The sequence below is a fragment of the Amycolatopsis sp. NPDC051071 genome, from assembly GCF_040682875.1.
GTDB lineage: Bacteria > Actinomycetota > Actinomycetes > Mycobacteriales > Pseudonocardiaceae > Amycolatopsis.
In genome coordinates this window covers 1-2765 of record NZ_JBFBBY010000313.1, presented here as the reverse complement: position 1 = coordinate 2765, position 2765 = coordinate 1, and the positions used below count along the sequence as shown (strand labels likewise).

The window sequence follows — 2765 nt, the reverse complement described above, 5'->3', positions numbered from 1 at the left end:
GCCCCGGGGGGGGGGGCCCCAACCCACCCCCACCTTCCAGTACGAGGTCGAAGGGCCCACACCACCAGGAACCACCTGGATCACGAAGCCCATCGAACAGATTTGCCAGACACGCCCTAGCCGCTGGGAGCGGGTCCTGACTGGCATTTCGGGCAGAACCACGTGGGCCTTGCCTGGTGTCCGGCGCCCTGGGGTGCGACCCGGAGCCGTCCGCCACAACGGAAGCAGCCTTGTTTGGTCCGTTCGTAGGCCCAGTGCTCGCGGCCGCGGCGCAGGTCCCCGGTGGTGGTCTGCGAGGTCCGCCAAGCGTTGGCCTTCAGCAGTTTACGGCCGAGCGCGACGGCCTTCGCGGGGTCCACCGCGGAAACCGGGGTCCATGGCGTGACGCCGAGCAGGAAGCACATCTCGACCTTGTACATGTTCCCGATACCCGCCATGATCCGCTGATCCAGCAGGGCGTCACCCAATTCGCGAGCCGGATCCGCGGCCAGCGCCACGGCCGCCCGCTTCGCGTGCTCGTCCGTCCACTGTGGATCGAGCAGGTCCGGGCCGAGGTGGCCGACGAGCCGGTCTTCCTCGTCCGTGGGCACGAGTTCGAGGTCGTGCACGCGGAAACCGATCGCCTGCATGTCTTCGGTCGCCAGGATGGCCCGCGCGTGATGCGCCGGATGGCGCCAGCGCGCGCCCGCCGGGTACACGGCCCACTTGCCGTCCATCCGCAGATGACTGTGCAGGGTGAGGCCGCCGGAGAAACGGGTGAGCAGATGCTTGCCGACCGTCCCGACGCCGAGCACGTCCCGTCCGGCGACGTCGGCCGTCGCGAGCCGGGGAACCCGGAACTCGCCGCGCAGCAGCGTTTTGCCCGCCAGCGCCTTGTCGAGGACCTTGCCGGCGAGGAAAACGGTGTCGCCTTCGGGCATGGCCGTTAACCCGTGCCGGTGTCGCTCAGCTTGGCCGCCTCTTCGGTGGGCTCGGGCTCTGGAGCGTCTTCGTCACCGCGGACGCGGTGCCGTCCGGCCCGGCTCGAGCGGAGGACCTTCGCCAGGATCATGTTGAAGGTGAGCGCGATCTCCTGCGCGCCGGGGGAGTGCCACTCGTGGATCGGGCTGCACGCGCCCTGCGCCTGCTGCACCGCGAGCCGGTCCGGGATGGCCGTCGGCATCACCAGCGGGCCGAAGTTCTCCCGCAGTTCGGCGACGCGGAACTGGTGTTCGTAGGAGCGCACGCGGAGCTTGTTGACCACGACGCCGATCGGCCGCAGCCCCGGGTTCTGCTCCTCGCGGATCTTCTCGATGGCTTCGAGCGCGCGACGGGCGCCGGAAACGGCGTACATCGTCGGCTCGGTGACGATCAGTGCGCTGTCCGCGGCCACCAGCGCCGAGCGGGTCAGCCTGCCGAGTGACGGCGGGCAGTCGAGGATCACCAGCTCGTAGGGCTCTTCGCGCAGCGGGTTGGTGTGCAGTTCGTCGAGCGCGCGGGAGAGGTTCTCCAGCCGCTGGTTGTCGGCGTCGGGCTCGTTGAGCATCTCCAGCTCTTCGGCGCCGACGAGGACGTCGATCTGGTCGCTCCACACACTGGGCGCGATCGCCCGTTCGAGCACCGAGCGCACCGGCGTCTCCAGGACGTCGGCCAGCGTGCGGTCGGTCATGGGCGGGTCCAGCGAGGTGGTGGCGTTGCCTTGCGGGTCGAGGTCGGCGACCAGGGTCCGGGTGCCCCTGCGCAGGGCTGCGGACGCGACACCGAGGGCGACCGTCGTTTTACCGACGCCACCCTTCAGGCTGAGAACAGCGACCGTGTGCACTCGATACAGCCTACGGGCCCTTGGCGGGGTGGCTCCCCGGCAAGGTGTCGAACACCGCATCGGACTACACCCTCCGGTCGCCTGACGGCGGGCATTACGCTGTGCGTTTATGAAGACGGACACCGTGGCCACGCGGGGATCGGGGGCGGTCCGCCGGGTTCTCGAAGCAGAACTCCGGGCCGCCCGGGCGCGAGGCGCACAACAGCCCGACGTCGTCGACGTCGGCGGCGGGAGCGGCGGCTGGGCGGTGCCGCTGGCGTCGGCAGGCTGCCTGGTGACCGTCGTGGAGCCGAACCCCAACGCACTGGCGACCCTGCGCCGCCGCGCCGAGGAGGAGGGCGTCTCCGGCAGCATCACGGTGATCGCCGACGACTCCGACGCGCTCGGTGCCCACGTGCGGCCCGGCTCGGCCGACCTGGTGCTCGCGCACGGCCTGCTCGAGGTCGTCGACGATCCGGCGGCGGTGCTTGCCGCGCTGGCCGCGGCGGTCAAACCCGGCGGCGCGGTGTCGGTGCTCGTGGCGAACCGCCACGCGGCGATCCTGCAGCGCGCGCTGGCCGGACGGCTCGGCGAGGCACGGGAACTGCTCGCGGCCGAGAGCGGCGTGCTGGGTGGCGGCCGGGAGACCGTGCGGCGCCGGTTCGACGCCGAGGGCCTGCGGGCTCAGCTGACCGCGGTGGGGCTCGAAGTGGCCTTGTTGCAGGGTGACGGCGTAGTGGCGGACTTCGTGCCCGGCGGGGTGCGGGAAGAGGATCTGGCCGAGTTCGAGCTGGCGGCCGCGTCGGTTTCGCCGCTGCTGGACATCTCCAGCAGACTGCACGTCCTAGCACGCCGTCCGGCCTGAGCCGAAACTGTCGGTACCTCCGGCTGTCGTCGACGCCGTGCTCGGCGGGACGCGGGCCGACCCAGTACGCCTCGTTCTCCGGGGCGACGAACACCTCGGAGTTGGCCGGGTCCACGTACC

Annotated in this window: 3 protein-coding genes; 1 reads left to right on the top strand and 2 read right to left on the bottom strand. The window is 71.0% G+C overall.

Features of this window, described 5'->3' with window-relative positions:
• Positions 1-116: 116 nt before the first annotated feature.
• Positions 117-920: a DNA-formamidopyrimidine glycosylase family protein gene (locus AB0M65_RS40660; protein ID WP_364040961.1), complete on the bottom strand. Its 804-nt coding sequence runs from the start codon at positions 918-920 to the stop codon at positions 117-119.
• A 5-nt stretch (positions 921-925) separates the two neighbouring features.
• A complete protein-coding gene (locus AB0M65_RS40655) occupies positions 926-1801 on the bottom strand; it encodes a ParA family protein (RefSeq protein WP_364040958.1) in 876 nt (291 codons plus the stop codon).
• 109 nt (positions 1802-1910) lie between these two features.
• Between AB0M65_RS40655 and AB0M65_RS40650 the strand changes: the two genes are divergently transcribed.
• Positions 1911-2645 (top strand): methyltransferase domain-containing protein, encoded by a 735-nt coding sequence (locus AB0M65_RS40650; protein WP_364040955.1) that lies wholly within the window; start codon positions 1911-1913, stop codon positions 2643-2645.
• The last annotated feature ends 120 nt before the right edge of the window (positions 2646-2765 follow it).

What these genes read in the sequence shown, in the direction of transcription:
- AB0M65_RS40660 (WP_364040961.1), bottom strand. Translation starts at nt 920, where the DNA reads ATGCCCGAAGGCGACACCGTTTTCCTCGCCGGCAAGGTCCTCGACAAG.
- AB0M65_RS40650 (WP_364040955.1), top strand. Translation starts at nt 1,911, where the DNA reads ATGAAGACGGACACCGTGGCCACGCGGGGATCGGGGGCGGTCCGCCGG.